The 17,980-nt window shown below is 68.5% G+C and carries 16 protein-coding genes and 1 pseudogene; 6 read left to right on the top strand and 11 right to left on the bottom strand.

Going from position 1 to position 17,980, the window contains the following annotated elements; genetic code table 11:
- Positions 1-146 precede the first annotated feature (146 nt).
- Positions 147-1,540: pseudogene (locus OCQ_RS13390) on the top strand (HNH endonuclease signature motif containing protein).
- Positions 1,541-1,780: 240 nt separating this feature from the next.
- Here the strand turns inward: OCQ_RS13390 and OCQ_RS13385 are convergent.
- Positions 1,781-3,523, bottom strand: coding sequence for a 3-ketosteroid-delta-1-dehydrogenase (locus OCQ_RS13385; RefSeq protein ID WP_080588017.1), 1,743 nt, complete (start codon positions 3,521-3,523; stop codon positions 1,781-1,783).
- A gap of 101 nt (positions 3,524-3,624) precedes the next feature.
- Between OCQ_RS13385 and OCQ_RS13380 the strand changes: the two genes are divergently transcribed.
- From OCQ_RS13380 to OCQ_RS13370, 3 genes are read left to right on the top strand one after another with little or no spacing between them, the layout of a single operon-like run.
- Complete coding sequence (locus OCQ_RS13380) at positions 3,625-4,764, top strand: Rieske 2Fe-2S domain-containing protein (protein WP_008257275.1); 1,140 nt, start codon at positions 3,625-3,627, stop codon at positions 4,762-4,764.
- Positions 4,764-5,051 (top strand): hypothetical protein, encoded by a 288-nt coding sequence (locus tag OCQ_RS13375; RefSeq protein WP_008257273.1) that lies wholly within the window; start codon positions 4,764-4,766, stop codon positions 5,049-5,051. Before OCQ_RS13380 ends, OCQ_RS13375 begins: the two co-directional genes overlap by 1 nt.
- Entirely contained in the window at positions 5,051-5,863 is an 813-nt protein-coding gene (locus tag OCQ_RS13370; RefSeq protein WP_014384857.1) for an SDR family NAD(P)-dependent oxidoreductase, read from the top strand. Before OCQ_RS13375 ends, OCQ_RS13370 begins: the two co-directional genes overlap by 1 nt.
- Positions 5,864-5,876: 13 nt before the next feature.
- On the opposite strand, the gene OCQ_RS13365 is transcribed toward OCQ_RS13370, so the two are convergent.
- From OCQ_RS13365 to OCQ_RS13330, 8 genes are all read right to left on the bottom strand, one after another.
- A complete protein-coding gene (locus tag OCQ_RS13365; RefSeq protein WP_014384856.1) occupies positions 5,877-6,659 on the bottom strand; it encodes an SDR family NAD(P)-dependent oxidoreductase in 783 nt (260 codons plus the stop codon).
- Positions 6,660-6,676: 17 nt separating this feature from the next.
- The gene (locus OCQ_RS13360) at positions 6,677-7,753 is read right to left on the bottom strand and encodes a hypothetical protein (protein ID WP_014384855.1); all 1,077 of its coding nucleotides are present in this window, start codon (positions 7,751-7,753) and stop codon (positions 6,677-6,679) included.
- Positions 7,754-7,799: 46 nt separating this feature from the next.
- On the bottom strand, positions 7,800-8,783 hold the full coding sequence (locus OCQ_RS13355; RefSeq protein ID WP_014384854.1) for an alpha/beta hydrolase: 984 nt from the start codon (positions 8,781-8,783) through the stop codon (positions 7,800-7,802).
- A gap of 12 nt (positions 8,784-8,795) precedes the next feature.
- Positions 8,796-9,665, bottom strand: a complete 870-nt coding sequence (locus OCQ_RS13350; protein WP_009957265.1) for an SDR family NAD(P)-dependent oxidoreductase — start codon at positions 9,663-9,665, stop codon at positions 8,796-8,798.
- A gap of 2 nt (positions 9,666-9,667) precedes the next feature.
- The gene (locus OCQ_RS13345) at positions 9,668-10,156 is read right to left on the bottom strand and encodes a nuclear transport factor 2 family protein (RefSeq protein WP_009957264.1); all 489 of its coding nucleotides are present in this window, start codon (positions 10,154-10,156) and stop codon (positions 9,668-9,670) included.
- A 71-nt stretch (positions 10,157-10,227) separates the two neighbouring features.
- Positions 10,228-11,253, bottom strand: a complete 1,026-nt coding sequence (locus tag OCQ_RS13340) for an acyl-CoA dehydrogenase family protein (RefSeq protein WP_014384853.1) — start codon at positions 11,251-11,253, stop codon at positions 10,228-10,230.
- Positions 11,250-12,389: an acyl-CoA dehydrogenase family protein gene (locus OCQ_RS13335; RefSeq protein ID WP_014384852.1), complete on the bottom strand. Its 1,140-nt coding sequence runs from the start codon at positions 12,387-12,389 to the stop codon at positions 11,250-11,252. The genes OCQ_RS13340 and OCQ_RS13335 overlap by 4 nt, the downstream gene beginning before the upstream one ends.
- Positions 12,390-12,465: 76 nt before the next feature.
- Complete coding sequence (locus OCQ_RS13330; RefSeq protein ID WP_014384851.1) at positions 12,466-14,064, bottom strand: acyl-CoA synthetase; 1,599 nt, start codon at positions 14,062-14,064, stop codon at positions 12,466-12,468.
- A gap of 93 nt (positions 14,065-14,157) precedes the next feature.
- Between OCQ_RS13330 and OCQ_RS13325 the strand changes: the two genes are divergently transcribed.
- Entirely contained in the window at positions 14,158-16,095 is a 1,938-nt protein-coding gene (locus OCQ_RS13325; protein WP_014382695.1) for a flavin-containing monooxygenase, read from the top strand.
- Positions 16,092-16,979 (top strand): SDR family NAD(P)-dependent oxidoreductase, encoded by an 888-nt coding sequence (locus OCQ_RS13320; protein ID WP_014384850.1) that lies wholly within the window; start codon positions 16,092-16,094, stop codon positions 16,977-16,979. The genes OCQ_RS13325 and OCQ_RS13320 overlap by 4 nt, the downstream gene beginning before the upstream one ends.
- Here OCQ_RS13320 and OCQ_RS13315 read toward each other — a convergent pair.
- Positions 16,976-17,602: a Dabb family protein gene (locus OCQ_RS13315; protein ID WP_014384849.1), complete on the bottom strand. Its 627-nt coding sequence runs from the start codon at positions 17,600-17,602 to the stop codon at positions 16,976-16,978. The two genes, OCQ_RS13320 and OCQ_RS13315, sit on opposite strands and share 4 nt — an antisense overlap.
- A complete protein-coding gene (locus tag OCQ_RS13310; RefSeq protein WP_009957256.1) occupies positions 17,595-17,942 on the bottom strand; it encodes a hypothetical protein in 348 nt (115 codons plus the stop codon). Before OCQ_RS13310 ends, OCQ_RS13315 begins: the two co-directional genes overlap by 8 nt.
- Positions 17,943-17,980: the final 38 nt, after the last annotated feature.

Here is a 17,980-nt window from a genome sequence, read left to right as displayed (position 1 = left end):
GCGCCTTTCCGGTGCCGTCGCTCGTTTCCGCTCGCCCGCTCGCTGTTTCGGATATCGGAAACGGATATTGAATTCCCTTGTGTCACTGTGGTTTCTGTGGTCACATTGCGGGGTTTTGTGTCGGTGGGCCTCGATAGTTTGACGGTATGGGTTCGGGCGGCGTCATCGATCGGGACGCGATCAGCGCGGCCTTCGATGCGCTTGATGCCGCGATCGAGGGCGTGGCGGGGCTGAGTTTTGATGCGCTGGCTCCTCGGGAGTGCCTGGCGTTGTTGGAGCGCTGCGAAAGGGCGCGCCGCCGGTTGCCGGTGGCTGAGCATGCGTTGATCAATCACCTGGCCCGCCAAGCCGGCATCGAAGAACTCGGCGGCCCGCTGGATCAGGCGATCGCCGACCGGCTGCGGATCAGCCACACCGAGGCCGGCCGGCGGGTCAAAGACGCCGCCGATCTGGGCCCGCGCCACGGCCTGACCGGTGAACCCTTGCCCCCGGTGTTGGCGGCCACCGCCGCCGCCCAGGCCCGCGGTGAACTCGGCGCCGCCCATGTGGCGGTGATCCGCCGGTTCTTTCGTCGCCTGCCGGGCTGGATCGACCCGGTGACCCGCGAGCGGTCGAGGCCGACCTGGCCGGTCACGCCGCGTATCACCGGCCCGACGAACTCGACGGCCTGGCCCACGTCCTGGAAGATTGCCTCAATCCCGACGGCCTTTTCACCGATGAGGACCGCGCCCGTAGCCGCGGGGTGACCCTGGGCCGCCAACAAGCCGACGGCATGTCGGAGTTGCGGGGCCTGATCACCCCCGAACTACGCGCCACGCTGGAGGCCGTGGAAGCCAAACTCGGTGCGCCGGGCATGTGCAACCCTCTCGACGACACCCCGTGCGTGGAGGGGACGCCCAGCCAAGAGGCCATCGATCGTGATACCCGCTCGGCTGCTCAGCGCGGCCATGACGCCCTGCTGGCGGCGCTGCGCGCGCTGTTGGCCTCTGGGGAGTTGGGTCAGCACAACGGGTTACCGGCCTCGATCATCGTCACCACCACCCTGGCCGAGTTGGAGGCCGCCGCCGGGCGAGCCCTGACCGGCGGGGGCACCATCCTGCCGATGAGTGAGGTGATCCGCCTGGCCCGCCACGCCCATCACTACTTGGCGATTTTCGATAAGGGCAAGGCCCTGGCGCTCTATCACACCAAGCGGCTGGCCTCCCCGGGACAGCGAATCGTGTTGTACGCCAAGGACCGCGGCTGCACCGCCCCGGGCTGCACCGTGTCGGGTTACTACTGCGAAGTCCACCACACCACCGACTACAGCACCTGCCACAGCACCGACATCAACCAGCTCACCTTCGCCTGCGGCCCCCATCACCGCATGCTCGACCCAGGCGGCTGGACCACCCGCAAAAACACCCGCGGCGACACCGAATGGAAACCCCCACCCCACCTCGAGCGCGGCCAACCCCGCACCAACACCTACCACCACCCCGAAAAACTCCTCCACCACGAACACGACGACGACGAAGCCGACAATCCCGGCGCCGCATAACACTTCGCGATCGCCGCTAGCTCAGATGGCGCCGACCCGCCTCGCCCGGCTGCGCCGCGCGCACGATCGCCGCTAGCTCAGATGGCGCCGACCCGCCTCGCCCGGCTGCGCCGCCTTCGCGATCGCCGCTAGCTCAGATGGCGGCGACCCGCCTCGCCCGGCTGCGCCGCGCTCGCGATCGCCGCTAGCTCAGATGGGGCCCACCCGCCTCGCCCGGCTGCGCCGCGCTCGCGATCGCCGCTAGGTCCGATGGCGCCGACCCGCCTCGCCCGGCTGCGCCGCGCTCGCGATCGCCGCGTCCTGGGCCGCGATGTAGCCGTACACCAGACCCTGCGCAATCGTCGCGCCCGCACCCGGATACGTCGTGCCGAACGCGTTCGCGGCGGTGTTGCCGATCGCGTACAACCCGGCGATCACCCCGCCGTCCTCACGCAGCACCCGCGCCCGCTCGTCGGTCCTGAGCCCACCGCAGGTGCCCAGATCGGACAGCACCACCTTCACGGCGTAGAAGGGGCCGTTGACCAACGGACGCAGATTCGGGTTCGGCTTGACCGTCGGGTCGCCGTAATAACGGTCGTACGCGCTGCGGCCGCGGCCGAAGTCGGGATCCTCGCCTGCGGCGGCGTTGTGGTTGAACCGCGTCATCGTCTCGAAGAACGCCGACACCGGTACACCGATCCGCGCGCCCAGATCGGTGAGATTATCGGCGCGGGCCGCAATGCCGGCGTCATACCAGGCCTGCGGGACGCGCATGCGCGGGAACAGTTCGGCGCCAAAGACATAACTGTTGCGGTATTGCTGGTCGAAGATGATCCACATCGCCTCGACCGGGCTGCCGGATCGCTCCAGCTCGAGCACCCGCTGCCCGAACGACATGTAGTCGGTCGCTTCGTTGGCGAACCGGCGCCCGTGCTGGTCCACGATGAGGCAGCCCGGAAGCGACCGCTCGGCCAGCATCACCGCGGGCGCCTTGCCGGGCAACGGCGCGATGGCGGGGAACCACCACGCCTGATCCATCAGGTCGATGCCGGCGCCGAGTTCCTGGCCCGCCCGGATGCCGTCGCCGGTGTTGGCCGCGGCACCGAGGCTGAGATCGGCGCCCAACGACTCCGATTGGAATTTCCACCGCATGTCCATGCTGTGGTCGAAACCGCCGGTCGCCAGCACGACGCCGCGCCGGGCGGTAATCGTCACCTCGCGGCCGCCGTGATCGACGACGGCGCCCGTCACGCGCTCGCCGTCGCGGACGAGCCGCACGAGCGCGGTGTCGGTCCACACGGGGATCCCGGCGCGCAGCACACCGGTGAACAGCCCGGCCGCCAGGCCCTGACCGCCCGCCGCGTAGCGCCGGCCCACCATGCGGCCCGCCACGCCCTGCGCCAATCGCTTGCCGTACGTGGGAATGCCCTTGCGCGGCATCCGGGCGACCAGATTCATCCAGCGGTAGTCGGCGCCCGTCGTCGGCATCGGAACACTGACCTCCATCAGGCCGGGCTCCAGCCGGGTGCGGTACGCGCCGAGCAGCGAGGTGTCGAACGGACGGCATTCGCAGGTGCGCCCGGCCGCGCTGCCACCGGGCGCCTCGGGGTGGTAGTCGGAATAATCGCGGGCCCAGAACAGCCGCAGCGGCGTCATGCGGCGCAGCATGTCCACCGTCGCTGACACGTGCGCCAGGAACCCGGCCGACCGCTGCGCGGGCGCCGACCCGGCGACCACCGAGTCCAGGTAGGCGCCGGCGCTTTCGGCGCTGTCGCCGGCGCCGGCCTCGGCCAGCACCGGGCTGGCCGGCAGCCACAGCGCGCCGCCGGACCGGGCGGTCGAGCCGCCCACGTACGACGATTTCTCCACGATCAACGCCGACAACCCGGATTCGTGGGCGGCCAACGCCGCCGCCATGCCGGTGCCGGAGCCGACGACGAGCAGATCCACGGCGGTGTCGGCCACGGGAAGCCCGGCAGGGATCGTCGTGCTGCGCGTCGTCACGTTCGAAACGGTAGGCCGCGCAGGCGCGATACCGGAAGAGCCGTCCTGATGAGTGGAACAACCCGGCCCACACGCCGGCCCGGGGGAGTTGAATCGCGCCCATGACGTCGCAGACTGAGGCCGACGAAATTCGGTTGATAGAAGCGCAGGCGGCGCCGACGCGGTTCGCCCGCGGCTGGCACTGCCTGGGACTGATCCGGGACTTCGCCGACGGCAAACCTCACGCGATCAACGCCTTCGGACAGAAGCTCGTCGTGTTCCGCAGCGGTGACGGCAACATCAACGTGCTCGACAGCTATTGCCGGCACATGGGCGGCGACCTGTCCCAGGGCGAGGTGAAGGGCGACGAGATCGCCTGCCCGTTCCACGACTGGCGCTGGGGCGGCGACGGCCGCTGCAAGCAGGTGCCCTACAGCCGCCGCACCCCCAAACTGGCCCGCACACAAGCCTGGACGACGCTGCAGCAGGACGGCATGCTGTTCGTCTGGAACGACCCCGAGCGCAAACCGCCGCCACCGGACGTGACGATCCCGCGCATCGAGGGCGCCACCAGCGACCAGTGGACCGACTGGCATTGGTACACCACGGTCGTGGGAAGCAACTGCCGCGAAATCATCGACAACGTCGTGGATATGGCGCACTTCTTCTATATTCACGGCTCGTTGCCCACGTACTTCAAGAACATCTTCGAGGGGCACGTCGCCACGCAGTACATGAACGGCGGCAGCCGGCCGGACATGGGTGGCACCGGATCGCAGATGCTGGGGACGACGTCGGTGGCGTCCTACTACGGTCCCTCGTTCATGATCGACGACCTGACGTATCACTACGAGCATGGCGACGCCAACACGATCCTCATCAATTGCCACTATCCGATCGACGCGAATTCCTTTGTGCTGCAATACGGCATCATCGTGAAAAAGTCGGAGGTGATGCCCGACGACCAGGCGATGGAAACCGCGGTCACCCTCGGCGACTACGTCAAGCTCGGTTTCGAGCAGGACGTCGAGATCTGGCGGCATAAGGCGCGCATCGACAACCCGCTCCTGGTCGAGGAGGACGGGCCGGTGTATCAGCTGCGCCGCTGGTATCAGCAGTTTTACGTCGACGTCGCCGACGTGCAACCGGACATGGTGGATCGCTTCGAGTTCGAACTCGACACGACCCGGCCCTACGAGGCGTGGATGAAAGAGGTCGAGGCGAACCTGGCGGCGCGGTCCGCCGCGGCCGGCTCGGTGTGATGGCACTCGACTGGTCCGCCAGGACCGACAATCGACTGGTCGACACGCCCATGGCCCCGGTCACGTGCCGCGAGTGCGGTGCGCGGGTGCTGGCCCGCAAGAGCAGCTGGAACCAGACGAGTGTGCAGTGGAACGCCGATGCCGCGAAGCGCTGCATCGAGCGCCGTGAGGCCGAGCGCCTCGCCGGTCATCATCGCGGGCCGTTCCTGGTGTGTGCCGCGCTGCGGGACTCGATCCAGGCCGCCGTGGCCACAGGAGAATTGGCGGTCGTCGACCCCGTAATCTGATGACCGTGAATGGTGCATCACGCGTCGCCGTCGTGACAGGAGCCAGCCGCGGCGCCGGACGCGGTATCGCGGCCGCGCTCGCCGCCCGCGACTGGCGGGTGTATGGGACGAGCCGCACCATCAGCGACGCCCCACCCGGCGTCGTGGCCGTCCGTGTCGATCACGGGGACGACGACGCCGTCAAGGGCTTGTTCGACCGCGTGCAAGACGAGTGCGGCCGCCTCGACCTCCTGGTCAACAACGCCGCGGCCATCTCCGACGCGCTGGTCAGCCCAAAGCCCTTCTGGGAGAAGCCACTCGAGCTGGCCGATGTGCTCGATGTGGGATTGCGATCGTCCTACGTCGCGTCATGGTGCGCCGCGCCGCTGCTGGTCGCCGCCGGCCGCGGCCTGATCGCGTTCACGTCCTCGCCGGGGTCGGTGTGCTACATGCACGGTCCCGCGTACGGTGCGCAGAAGGCCGGCGTCGACAAGATGGTCGCCGACATGGCGGTGGACTTCCGGGGCACCGGGGTCGCGACGGTGTCGATCTGGATGGGCATCCTGCTGACCGAAAAGCTCCGCGCCGCTTTCAGTGCGGATCCTGCGGCGCTGGCCGCAACGGCCGAGCATGCCGAAACACCCGAATTCACCGGGCATTTGATCCACGCGTTGTTCTGCGATCCGCACCTGGAGGAGCTGAGCGGGCAGGCGCTGATCGGGGCGGAACTCGCTGAGCGTTATGGGATCACCGACGAGGGCGGCCGCCGCCCGCCGTCGCACCGGGAAATGCTCGGCTCGCCCCGGACGCCGAGCAGCGTCGTGGTGCGCTAGCCGGGCGGGACGCTCACGCGTGCGCGCCGCCGTCGACGCGAATCTCCGTTCCGGTGACGAATGCCCCGTCGTCGGAAGCGACCATGGCGATCACCGCGGCGACCGCGCTTGCGTCGCCAAGGATTTCGCTGTCCGCACCGTGCAGCAGCGGAGTCTGCTTGGCCCACAGGCCCAGGTCATAGCCGTCGGGCATTTTCTCGAGCGTGCTGTTGGCCAGCGCCGTCGAGATCCCGCCGGGCTGGATGTTGACCGCGCGCAGCCCTCGCTTGGAGTACTCCAGCGCCAGCGAATGGGTGAAACTCAAGATGCCGCCCTTGCTGGCGGCATACGCGGCCATGTAGGGGTGGGCGAACGACGCAGCGGTCGAGGTGAAGTTGACGACGACACCTCGGCCGGATTCGAGCAGCGCCGGTAGTGCCTGACGCGTCATCAGAAAGGTGCCGGTCAGATTGACCGCCAGCGTCCGGTTCCAGTCGGCCAGCGTGGTCTCGTGAGTGTGCGAACAGGTCTGCACCGCAGCAACATTGACCAGTACCTCGAGGCCGCCCAGGTCGGCCGCCGCGGCATCGACGGCGGCAACGACATCGTCCTCGACGGAGATATCGAGCACCGCGGTGGTCAGTCGCTTGGCCGTGCCGGCCTCGTCGGCGGCGGCCGCCGTGCGCGCCAGCCCGTCCGCCGAGACGTCATAGGCCACGACGGTGGCCCCCTCGTCGAGCAGCCGGGCCACGGTGGCCTGTCCGATGCCGGAGCCGGCACCGGTGACGATGACGCGCCGATCGGCGAAACGATCCACGGTGCAAGGCCTTTCGGTCACGCCAGTTGGAAGGCGCTGATCGGGGCTTCCTCCGGATAGGTGGCCGGGCCGCCCAGGTCATAGGCGGCGTTGAGCGCGCTGATGAACGCCGGGTCGTGCAGCGGCTCGGCCGGGATGTCGAGGTCGATGCCCTTGCCCTTGAGGTCGTCGACCATGATGTCGATGGCCTTGTCGACGGTCAGGTCGTCGCTGCCGTCCATGTTCTTTTGCAGCTCGTCGAAGTCGGAGAACACTTCGGCCGACCAGTGCACCAGAAACCGCAGCTCGTCGGTGTGGTGGCGGGCGATCACGTCTTCGCCGTTTTTCAGCAGCCAATGCTCGCGGCTCGTCGGGTCGCCGGCGAACACGGTGTCGAACGCCAGTCCAGGCGGAATCTGTTGATCCAGTGGGCCATTCGCCTCACCGCGGTGCACCATCATCTCGTTTTGCACCACCACGCCGCGATTGTTGATCGGCGGCAGGATGCGTTGTGGCGCCTTGAGCGGACCGTGCGGCCAGTAGGTGAAGCCGCTGCCGGCATCGAGTGAGAACCAGGTGATGACCTGCGCCATCTTGATCAGATAGTCGCGGAACAGGCCGGATTTGCCCATGACGCTGGTCAACCAGGTCGGGGCGTTTTCGTGCCGCACACCGCGGAAGCTCGGCGAATCCAAGTGGCCGGGGTCGCGATTGGCGCAGGGTCCGTTGATGTTGAACAGCATCAACTGGGGCTTGGCGTATTCGGCGTTCCAGTACTCCTTGGCCATCTGCAGGAAGCGCTCGTTGTAGAAGCAGTCGTGCAGTTGCGGGTAGAGCACGGCGCCGTAGTTCGCGAGATAGCCGCGGAAGGTCGGGGTCAAAAACAAATCCAGCGATGGACTGAACCCCTCGGGAAACATGCCGCTCATCGTCGCCATCAACTCGTCGGCGGACGCGAAGTGCTGCGCGATGATCAGCTTCCACGGGCCTTCCGTGCGCACCACATCGAGAAGGCGCTCGCGCTGGTCGTCGGTGTAGACGTTGTCGATCTCGCGGGGCGGCGCGGCCGGTCGCAGCACGTCGGAAAGCTCCATCCGGCGCTCGTCGGTGAGCATCAGCGGTCTCCTTTGTCGGTTCAAGGTTGGTTGATTGTGCGCAGCATCACGGCGATACGGTCGACGGCTGTCCGGTGATCGGGACGTCAAACCGAAGCGGATGGGCGAACTTGGCGCGCAGCAGCGCCCCGATCTCCGCGAGGGCCAGCCGCCCCCGCGCGGTGGCATCGGAGCGCATCAGAAAGCCGTGGTACATCCCGGGATAGCGGGTGACGGTGGTCTGCACGCCGGCGTCGCGCAGCCGGTCGGCGTAGCGCTCACCCCAGTCCCGGATCGGGTCGCAGCCCCCGGTGACCACGATCGCCGGCGGTAGGCCCGACAGATCGGTCGCGTACGCGGGAACCTGATACGGGTCCGTGGGCGGGCCGGCGTCGCCGTCGGCCAGCGCGTGCATGTACTCGATGTCATCGCGGGTGAGCAGCGGTGCGTCGGGCATCGCGGCGATCGAGGCGACGGACATGTCGCGGTCCAGGCCGGGATACAGCAGCACCTGCGCGCAGATGGCCGGCCCGTGGCGATCCCTCGCCGCGAGCGCCACCGCCGCCGCCAGCGCACCCCCGGCGCTGTCGCCGACCACCGCGAGCCGCTCGGCGTCGACGCCCAATTCGGCGGCGTTTCGCCACACCCATTCGGTGGCGGCATAGGCGTCGTCGAACTGGGCGGGCGGCGCTGACTCCGGGGCGAGCCGGTAGTCCACGGCCACCACGGTGGCCGCCGCAGCCGAGGCGAGCTCACGGGCCAGCGGTTCGAACGAGCGGTTGGATCCCATCACCAGGCCGCCCCCGTGAAAATAGACCAGCACCGGGCCACCGGAAGCCGTTGTCGGACAATAAATCCGGACCGGCACGTCGTTGCCGTCGCTGGGGACGAGCGTCTCGGTGAGGCTGGCCATCTCGGGCATGCGTGGCGGCAGCGGCGCGGATTCGAGCCCGGCGCGCACCGCGGCCAAACCCCGTTGCCGCATCGGAGCGATCTCGCCGAACGAGGCGATGCGGGCGGCCGCGTCGGGATCAAGTGCGTGCGGGGTCATGTCGCGGTCACGTCAGTGCGGTGCGGATTCGAACCGGGTCTCGGTCCGCAGTCGTGGGGGTTGTTGCGCGGCCAGCACATTGGCCCGCTCGGCCATCGCCGCGCCGACGCTGTCCGGGTGGGTGTGCAGATAGAAGCGGCCCTCGGCGGACTGTCCGAAGATCCTCTCGGCGGCTTCCAGCGGATCCATGGACGCCGCCTTGATCCCGAGCATGGTCGAGCGTTGGGTTTCGGCGGCGGCGTCGCCCGCCGCGCCCGGGTCCACGCCGCCCGCCGACTCGAAGATGTTGGAGCGCACCGGCCCGGGCAGCACGGCCTGGACGTGGATGTGATGGTCGTGTCCCGTGGCCTGCACCTCGAGGTGCAAACATTCGGTCAACGACAACACCGCGTGCTTGCTCACGATGTAGGGCGCCTGCAACGGGATCGCCACCACCGCGCCCACCGATGCGATGTTCCACACCCACGCCTGGTCATCGGTGGCCATCATCTTCGGCAGAAAGGCCCGCACGCCGTGGAAGACGCCGCTGACGTTGACGTCCATGACGCGTTGCCAGTTGGCCACCGGCGTATCCCAGAGGTAGCCGAATTGTTCGATCCCCGCGTTGTTCACCAACAGGCGCACGGGACCGGCGTCGCGGTAGGCGCGGTCGGCGAGGTCCTGCACGGCCTCGGGGTCTCGCACGTCGCAGACGACATCGTGCGCCACGCCGCCACCGGCGGACAGCTCCTCGCGCAGCGCCGCGACCGCCGCCCCGTCGACGTCGGCCAGCACGACCGTCATGCCCAACCGGTCGGCGTACCGGGCCAGCCCGGCGCCGACGCCGGATCCGGCGCCGGTGATGACCGCGACGCCGCCCCCGAAGATGCCCCGAGCGTCCATGACTATGCGCCGGCGCCGCTTTCGGCGTGCAGGTCCGAGAGCAGGACCGAGTTGGTGGCGTCGAGGATCACGTCCATCTCGGTGAACTCCAGGCCTAGTGGGCCCGCGCCGCGGCGCCGGACGCCCACGTTGACCACCCCGCTGGACACCGCGAACGGCACGAAGTTGGCGATCTGGTTGACGAAGATATAGAAGCGCGCGCGGGTGACCCCGTCGTCAGCGCCGGTGCGGTGCACGTTGGTGGCGTGGTGGCGCAACGGGTAGGGGCTTTGCTTGCGGTGCTCGGACAGCCATTCCATCACCGCGTCACGACCGGTGAGCTCCGGTGACATCAGCTCTTCGAATGGGCTTGCGCCGGAATCGCTTCGGGTCAGGTAGCGGACATCCTCGGCGTAGCTGCGCCGCAGCTCGTCGTAGTGGGCCTCGTCGTAGTGGTACCAGAAGGACGCGATGAACTCCTGTAATTCCGGCAGCGTGATGTCGGTGCTCATGGGCACGAGTCAACTCCGGTGTGGTCCCGGTAACATCGCCGATGCCCGGTCAGTGGAACACGGCCTGGAATTCAGCCGGTGATCAGCTCCCACAGGGCTCCGGCGCTCGCGTGCATCGCCGCGTCGGTGAGCCGTTCGTCCCAATACCGCACGGAGCCGAACTCCGAGCGCCACGCGAGCGCCGCGCGGGTGAACTCGTGCAACCGGTGCTCCTGGGTGGTGCCGATCGCGCCGTGCACTTGGTGGGCGTTGCGCACCACCACCGAGGCGGCGTGGCCGCCGCACGAACGCGCCACGGCCACAAGGAATTCCAGGTGCGGCGCCGACCATTGACCGATGACCCCGGCGTGCAGTGCGGCCTCGGTCGCCGCGCGGGCGAGCGCGGCCTCGGCGGCGATATCGGAGATCAGGTTCTGTACGGCCTGGAACTTGGCCAGGGGGCGACCGAACTGGACCCGCGCGGCCGCGTGGTCGACGCACAGCTGCAGGATCCGATCCAGGGCGGCGCTCACTTGGATGGATCGCACCAGCGCGGCTTTCAGCCGCAGCTGGGTGAGCAGAGCCGCGGTGACCGGGACGCCCTGCAGGCCCGCCGGCTCGGCGGTCACCGTGTCGCGTGGCTCGCCGATCAGGTTGCTGCCCGGGGTGACCGTGAGCTGCTCGGCGGCGACGTCGGCAACCCGGTGTCCGCCCTCGGCTCGCCACACGACCACGATCCGCTCGGCGGAACTGGCCCAGGGCACCGCCGTCGCGGTTCCCTGCTTGTCGAGCACGCACACGGTCCGAACCGCGTCGTCGGTGGGCATTTCGCTGGCCTCCAGTAGCCAGCAGGCCAATAAGTCGTGCTCGGCCAACGGGATTCGAACCCCGTGGCCGGCGGCCGCGGTCACCAGTTCGGCGGCTTCGTACCAGGTTGCCCCGCTACCGCCGTGCTGTTCGGCACCGGTCATGCGCACGAGGCCGAGTTCGTCGAGGCGCCGCCACAGGGCGGGGTCGCGCTCGATCGTCGCCGCGGGCGGGTGCTTGTCGCGGTAATCGGAGAACACCGCGTCCATCATCTCGACGAGGGCGCCGTCAACGGAGGGCCCGGCGCTCATCGGATGCCCAACCCGCGCGCGAGCACACCGCGCAACACCTCGTTGGTGCCGCCGCGCAGTGTGAAGCCGGGCCGCTGATCGACGGCCGCGCACACCAGGTCCGAGAAGGCCGAGTCGGGGGCCTCCTGCAGGTCGGCGAATTCCGCGATGTCGCCTTCGGTGGTGGTGCCCAGCACCTTGACGACCGCGGCGGGCAGGTCCGCGGGTTCGTGCCGTTCCAGTGCGCCCGCCACCGCGGTGGACATCTGATGTAGGCCGGCGATGCGCGCCACCAGGCGCCCCAGATCGGGGTCGCGCGGGATGGCGTTTGACGCCATGCGGTCGGCGCAGGACTCCAACAACACGAACGTCGACAGGAACCGCTCGGGCCCGCTGCGTTCGAAGGCGAGCTCGGAGGTCACCTGTTGCCAGCCGTTGCCGATCTCACCGAAGACCATGGTGTCGGGGACGAAGGCCGATTCCAGGATCACCTCGTTGAAATGGTGGGCGCCGTTCATCGACACGATCGGCCGGATCTCGACGCCGGGGCCCCGCAGGTCGACGATGAACTGGCTCAGCCCGGCGTGCCGGTTCGCCGGGTCCACCGGTGCGGTGCGTGCGAGCGCGATGAACGCGTGCGCGAGGTGGGCGCCCGACGTCCACACTTTGGTGCCGGTGAGCGACCAGCCGCCGTCGACGCGGGCGGCGCGGGTGTGCACGCTGGCCAGATCGGAACCGGAGTCCGGCTCGCTCATCCCGATGCCGAAAAAGCATTCGCCGCGCACGATCCGGGGCAGGAACTCCGACTTCTGGTGCTCTGTACCGTATTTGAGTAGCGAGGGCACGATCTGGCGATCGGCGATCCAGTGCGCGGCCACGGGTGCGCCGGCGGCCAGGAGTTCCTCGGTGACGACGAACCGTTCCAGGAATGAGCGCCCGTGCCCGCCGTATTCGGTCGGCACGGTCATGCCCAGCCACCCGCGGGCCGCGAGGGCGCCGGTGAAACTTTCGTCCCAGCCCGTCAGCCAGGCGTCGACCGAAGGGGTGAACGCGCCCGCGGCCAATTGATCGGCTAGAAAATCGCGCACCTCGTTGCGCAACTCCTGGGCGGTCGCGGCGTCGGCACTGGCCGGCGGGACCAGACGGGGGAGTGCCATCAGCGCGTCTTCAGGGTGTCGGTATCGAGAACTGGGCTCATCCCGGCCACTGTAGTGAGGAGGCGTCGGCCCGGGATCAACTGAGGGCGTGCTGATCGAGACTGAAACGCTCCCGCAGTACGCGTTTGAGCAGCTTCCCGCTGGGGTTCTTCGGCAGCTCGTCGACGAAGAAGACGCGTTTGGGCGTCTTGAATCCGGCCAAGCGCTCCCGGCAGTGCGAGACCAGGTCCTCTTCGGTGAGAACGGTGCCGTCGCGCGGGACGACGGCGGCCACCACCGTCTCCACCCACACCGGGTGCGGGAGTCCGAACACCGCGACTTCCTGAACACCGTTGTGCCGGTAGAGGATCTCCTCGACCTCCCGGCTGGCCACGTTTTCGCCGCCGCTGTTGATCATGTCCTTCTTGCGGTCGACGACGTGCAGCAGTCCGTGTTCGTCGAAGTAGCCCAGGTCGCCGGAGTGGAACCAGCCGCCCTTGAAGGCCGCGGCGGTGCGCTCCGGGTCGTCGAGGTAGCCGGGCGTCAAGTGCGGGCTGCGGTGCGCGATCTCGCCGACCGCGCCGGCGGTGACCGGGTTGTCGTCGTCGTCGAGGATGGCGGTTTCCACGTTGAGCACCGGCCGGCCGGCCGAGCCGCCGTGGGCGTCCTGCTCGTCGGGTCCCAGGGCGCAGGCCAGCGGCGCCAACTCGGTCTGGCCGTAGAAGTTCCACAGTCGTAGGTTGGGCAGCCGCTCGCGGATCTCGCGCAGGATTTCCGCCGGCATGGCCGAGGCCCCGTAATAGCCCTTACGCAGGCTGGACAGGTCGACCTCGTCGAACACCGGTGAGCGCAGCAACGAGATCCACACCGTCGGGGGAGCGAAATAGTTGGTGACGCGGTAGCGCTCGATGGTGCGCAACACCGCGTCGGGCTCGGGCCGGGGCAGGATGATGCTGGTGGCGCCGAGGTAGACGTCGGTGGCCAGGAAGTTGTCCAGCTGCGCACAGTGATACAGCGGGAGCGAGTGGATCTCGACGTCGTCGTGCGACATCTCGCCGGCGACGATCGTGCTGACGTACTGCCACATCAGGCTGCGGCTGGTGTGAATGGCGGCCTTGGGCCGGGATTCGGTCCCGCTGGTGTACATCAGCCGCACGGGTTGGTCGTCGTCGATGTGCGGGCTCGGGGCGGGTGTGTCGGTGGTCAGCCACTGGCTGAAATCCGCCCAACCGGGCACGCCCTGGTGTCCCTTCGGCACCAGGGCGACCTTGGCCCTGACCGCCCCACCGAGCCGAATCGCCTCCTCGGCGGTCGGTGTCAGATCCGCTTCGACGACCAGGCCGCCGACCCGACTGTGGCCGAGGATGTAGGCGACCTCCTCGGCGGTCAGCATGAAGTTGATCGGGACCAGGACCACTCCCGCACGGGCCGTCGCGAATGCCAGCACGGCGTACTGCCAGCAGTTGCGTGACAAGAGCCCTAATCGGCTGCCGGGCCGAAACCCGCTGTCGTGCAACGCCGCCGCCGCCCGGTCCACCAGGTGGTCGAATTCGGCGAATGTCAGCGCGACACCGTCGTCGATGATCGCGATCTTGTGCGGGTGCCGGCGGGCCGATCGCCGTGGGATATCGCCGAGCCCGTGGCGACGCGCCCGTTCGATCATGGCGTCGAGGTCGTCGGACTGCATGCCGGTCACGGTAGGCGCCGATGCCCGTCGGCGGGTCGTTCGCGTCCCGCTGAGTAGACACGGCCCTGCCCATGGCCGCGGATCGCCCCGATACTCGGTGGCATGAGCAGTGGCGTCCCGTTCACGACTGAAAGTGCCGGATGGACGGGCCCGGATTTCGACGAAGTCGACGACCTGCGCGCCAACCTGCGCCAGGCCGATCCTGGCGTTCTGGTCGCCGTGCTGGCGCAGCTGACCGGGGACCCGACCGTCGCCGAGCGGTTCGCACCGAAAATCACCCATGTGCCCGACCCGCCGGAGCAGGCGGGCGTCACCGATCCGGAAACGGCCGCGCAGCTCATCGACGAGATCGTCACGGCGCTACGGGAGCCTCGCCGGGCGGACGCGGTGCCGGCCGACGACCTCGACCTGTTCGCCCGCGTCGCCCCCATCGCGCTCGGCGGAACAATCGACCCCGAGTACCTCGGACTGCTCCTCGAACAGGGTGGTTTCCAGCCCTCACAACCGGTACTGCCGCGCACCGCAAAGCTTCCCGCCGACTTCCGGGTGGTCATCATCGGCGCGGGCATCGCCGGCATCACCGCCGCGCTCGCGTGCGCGGACGCCGGTATCGACTATCAGATCATCGAGCGCAACGACGAGGTCGGCGGCACCTGGTACACCACCACCTATCCCGGCATCGGGGTGGACACGCCCTCGGCCTACTACTCGCTCTCGCGAGACATCAACGGCGACTGGTCGAGTTATTACCCGCAGGGTGCGGAGTATCAGGCCTACCTGGTGTCGGTGGCGAACAAGAACGACCTCCGCAGGAACACCCGGTTCGGTACCGAGGTGAAAGCGTTGTGGTGGGACGAGGGCCGCCGGCAGTGGCAGATCCACGCGGTCGGACCGGACGGAACCCGCGACGTCAGTTACGCGAACGCGGTGATCCCGGCCGCCGGGTACCTCAACCGGCCGCGGTGGCCGGAACTCCCGGGCCGCGAAACGTTTTCGGGAATTTCTCTCCATTCCGCGCTGTGGGATCCGAACCTGGATCTCACGGGGAAGAGGGTCGCGATCATCGGTGCCGGGTGCACCGCGGTCCAGATCGTCGACGCGTGCGTGGACCAGGTCGCGCACATGACGGTGTTTCAACGCCAGCCGCACTGGGTCGCGCCGCGGCGCCGGCCCTCCGACGATGTTCCCGCCTATCGGCGGTGGCTGGGCACCCGGTTGCCCTACTACGCCAATTGGATTCGGCTCAAGTCCTATTGGGGGACATCGGACAACAACTATCCGGTGATCCTGCATGACGAGCAGTGGGCGGCCGAGCATCTGTCGATCTCGCCGGCCAACGACGTGCTTTTGCAGATCTGCCTCGATTACATCGATCGAGTGTTCGGTGCGGGCAGCGAGCTCGCCCGCAAGGTCACGCCCGACTTTGCGCCCTACGGCAAGCGGATCATCCGCGATCCCGGCGGCTATTACGCGGCGCTGGCCCGCGAGCACGTGGACGTCGAGGCCAGTGAGCCCGCGCGGGTCAACGAGGCCGGCATCGTGACCGCCGACGGCAGGCAGATCGACCTCGACGTCATCGTCTACGCGACCGGCTATTACCTGGATTTCCTTTCCACGGTGGATATTCGGGGTCGCGACGGCAAGAAGTTGACCGAGGAATGGGGCGACTCGCCGCGGGCCTACCGGGGCGGGATGGTGCCGGGATTCCCGAACCTGTTCATCTCCTCGGCCCCCAACTACAGTCCGGGTCACGGCGCGGGGCACAACTTCGGTGTCGAAGTGATGGTGCACTACGTGATGGAATGCCTGCAGTTGATGGCGCTGCGCAAGGCCACCACCTTGGAGGTGACGCAGCGCGCCTACGAGGACTACGTCGCCCGCCTCGATTCGACCATGGCCGGCACCGTATGGCGCCACACGCCGTCGGCCCACACCTACTACCGTTCCGGCGACCGGATCGTCATCGCCTTCCCGTACCGCCTGGTCGACTTCTGGCGCGATCACCGCGCCCCGGCCGAGGAGGATCTCGAACTTCGATGAGCCGATTGCTGTCGGGCAAAACCGCTTTGGTCACCGGAAGCAGCCGAGGCATCGGCCGCGCCATCGCGCGGCGGCTGGCGGCCGAGGGCGCCACGGTCGCGGTCACCGCACGATCGCACACGCCTTCGTTGTCGACGCGGGCCGGAACGGCCACCGCTCTGCCCGGCACCATCGGGGAAACGGTGGAACTGATCGAGGCCGACGGCGGCTCGGCGTTCGGCATTGCAAGCGACCTGGAGGATGCGCAGCAGCGCGACGGTTTGGTCGACGCGGTCCTGGACCGAACCGGACGCATCGACATCCTGGTCAACAACGCCGGTTTCGCCGACTACGCGTTGGTCGAGGACATGAGCCTGGAGACGTTCGACCGCACCGTGGAGCACTACCTGCGCATCCCGTTCGCGCTGACGAAATCGGCCGTGCCGCATATGCGTGGCCAAGGGGCGGGCTGGATTGTCAACCTCGGTTCGGTCACCGGCGTGGCCCCGGTTCGGCCGTACCGCGAATACAACAAGACCTCCGGCGACGTGGTCTACGCGTCCCTGAAAGCTGCGCTGCACCGGTTCACCCAGGGCGTGGCCGCCGAGCTGCTGGACGCCAACATCGCGGTGAACTGCGTCGGCCCGTCGACCGCGGTACGCACGCCCGGTGCCGCGCAACTGATCCCGGATTCGTTCCCGACCGAACCGGTCGAATATCTGGCCGAGACCGTGCTGGCAATGTGCCATCTGCCCGCCGCGGAGCGCACCGGATTGGTCGCCTTCAGCCTGCACTACCCGTGGTCGCAGCGACTGCCGGTGCACAGCCTGGACGGTACCGAAGTGCTGCCCCCGTTACAGCCGCCGGCGACCGCCAATCCGGGCATCCTGCCCGCGGGCGTCTAGCTCAGCACCGGGTCGGGGATGGCGCAGAAGCTGTGGCATACCCGGTCGCGGATGATCACGTCGGTGGTTTCCGGGTCGAACCAGCGGTCCACCACCGCCCAGTGGACGGGGTGCATCAGGTAGGGCCCCATCAGCGCCTCGACGTCGGCGAACTCCTGCTCGAACACGTGTGTCCACGAGCAGGTTCCGACCGGCGCGGACACCCGGCTCAGCTGCCAGACCCGGATCGTCGGTAGGTACCGCGGCATCGACGACAGCTCGCGCTCGAACCGGGCGAGGGTGGGCTCGGGTGTGCCCGGCTGCACGCGCAGCAACAGCGTCCGGTAGACCGTGCCGGCCGCCTCGCCGCAGCGCACGGGCGAACCCGCATAGCTCGCGCCGTTGACCCGATCCACCGCCGGATCGGCCAGCACGGCAGCGAGATCCTCTGTCGCGCGGGCACATTGGTCCGCGGTGGCGAACCGCAGGTGCAGCAGGATGTCGCCCCCGTTGCGCGAGCCGGGCAGCGTCGGCTGCACCACCCCGCGCAGCGGCGCCGCCGCGCGGGCGGTCGTGCGCAGCTCGTCGAGGATCCGGTCGCGATCGGCGTCGGCGACGTCGATCAGCCGCGTGAGGTTATACATCGCACAGCCCGTCGACGTCGTCGGCGGCCGCGGCAAAGGAGCGGGACCGCTCGGTGACCAATTCGCCGATCCGCGACCACCATTCGCCCAACGCCGGATCCGGTCGGCCTTTCCAGGTCATCTCCCACCATGCCTGCGCGCTGGGCAGCGTCCAGGTCGCGGTGATGACGTTGCTGTCATCGTCGAACCAGATCGGTGGGCTCACGAGGATGTCGCGCAGCGTCATCCCGCGGGCGCGCGCGCCGGGGGCGTATTCGGCGAGGTAGGCGTCGACGAATCGGCGGGCACACCCGGGTCGGGTCACCACCCGGTCGATCACGAAGACTTCGCCCTCGGCCATGAGCCGACCGTATGACACGGCGGGGACGCGGCGTCGTC

The sequence above is a fragment of the Mycobacterium paraintracellulare genome (assembly GCF_000276825.1).
Classification (GTDB): domain Bacteria; phylum Actinomycetota; class Actinomycetes; order Mycobacteriales; family Mycobacteriaceae; genus Mycobacterium; species Mycobacterium intracellulare.
The sequence above is the reverse complement of the archived record's forward strand: the minus strand, read 5'-3'. Positions and strand labels throughout refer to the sequence as shown.

What these genes read in the sequence shown, in the direction of transcription:
- OCQ_RS13380 (WP_008257275.1), top strand. Translation starts at nt 3,625, where the DNA reads ATGACGTCGCAGACTGAGGCCGACGAAATTCGGTTGATAGAAGCGCAG.
- OCQ_RS13375 (WP_008257273.1), top strand. Translation starts at nt 4,764, where the DNA reads ATGGCACTCGACTGGTCCGCCAGGACCGACAATCGACTGGTCGACACG.
- OCQ_RS13370 (WP_014384857.1), top strand. Translation starts at nt 5,051, where the DNA reads ATGACCGTGAATGGTGCATCACGCGTCGCCGTCGTGACAGGAGCCAGC.
- OCQ_RS13360 (WP_014384855.1), bottom strand. Translation starts at nt 7,753, where the DNA reads ATGCTCACCGACGAGCGCCGGATGGAGCTTTCCGACGTGCTGCGACCG.
- OCQ_RS13355 (WP_014384854.1), bottom strand. Translation starts at nt 8,783, where the DNA reads ATGACCCCGCACGCACTTGATCCCGACGCGGCCGCCCGCATCGCCTCG.
- OCQ_RS13350 (WP_009957265.1), bottom strand. Translation starts at nt 9,665, where the DNA reads ATGGACGCTCGGGGCATCTTCGGGGGCGGCGTCGCGGTCATCACCGGC.
- OCQ_RS13345 (WP_009957264.1), bottom strand. Translation starts at nt 10,156, where the DNA reads ATGAGCACCGACATCACGCTGCCGGAATTACAGGAGTTCATCGCGTCC.
- OCQ_RS13340 (WP_014384853.1), bottom strand. Translation starts at nt 11,253, where the DNA reads ATGAGCGCCGGGCCCTCCGTTGACGGCGCCCTCGTCGAGATGATGGAC.
- OCQ_RS13335 (WP_014384852.1), bottom strand. Translation starts at nt 12,389, where the DNA reads ATGGCACTCCCCCGTCTGGTCCCGCCGGCCAGTGCCGACGCCGCGACC.
- OCQ_RS13325 (WP_014382695.1), top strand. Translation starts at nt 14,158, where the DNA reads ATGAGCAGTGGCGTCCCGTTCACGACTGAAAGTGCCGGATGGACGGGC.
- OCQ_RS13320 (WP_014384850.1), top strand. Translation starts at nt 16,092, where the DNA reads ATGAGCCGATTGCTGTCGGGCAAAACCGCTTTGGTCACCGGAAGCAGC.
- OCQ_RS13315 (WP_014384849.1), bottom strand. Translation starts at nt 17,602, where the DNA reads ATGTATAACCTCACGCGGCTGATCGACGTCGCCGACGCCGATCGCGAC.
- OCQ_RS13310 (WP_009957256.1), bottom strand. Translation starts at nt 17,942, where the DNA reads ATGGCCGAGGGCGAAGTCTTCGTGATCGACCGGGTGGTGACCCGACCC.